Annotated in this window: 2 tRNA genes; both read right to left on the bottom strand. The window is 54.3% G+C overall.

The features are described 5' to 3' along the window. Positions 1-59: 59 nt before the first annotated feature. Positions 60-131, bottom strand: a tRNA-Glu gene (locus CD034_RS08615). Between the two features lies 1 nt (position 132). Continuing rightward, positions 133-207: transfer RNA gene (locus CD034_RS08610), tRNA-Asn, on the bottom strand. Between the last annotated feature and the right edge of the window lie 62 nt (positions 208-269).

Genomic DNA, 269 nt, shown 5'->3' with positions numbered 1-269 from the left:
CGCCGACCCTCTGCTTGTAAGGCAGATGCTCTCCCAGCTGAGCTAATTCTCCAAATAAATGACTCCTACGGGACTCGAACCCGTGTTACCGCCGTGAAAGGGCGGTGTCTTAACCGCTTGACCAAGGAGCCATGGCTCCGCAGGTAGGATTCGAACCTACGACCGATCGGTTAACAGCCGATAGCTCTACCACTGAGCTACTGCGGAATAATATTTATGCCTGGCAACGTCCTACTCTAGCGGAACGTCAGTCCAACTACCATCGGCGC

This window comes from Staphylococcus hominis subsp. hominis (assembly GCF_002901845.1).
Classification (GTDB): domain Bacteria; phylum Bacillota; class Bacilli; order Staphylococcales; family Staphylococcaceae; genus Staphylococcus; species Staphylococcus hominis.
Note: the sequence above shows the minus strand (reverse complement) of the source record. Positions and strands in the feature narration are given on the sequence as shown.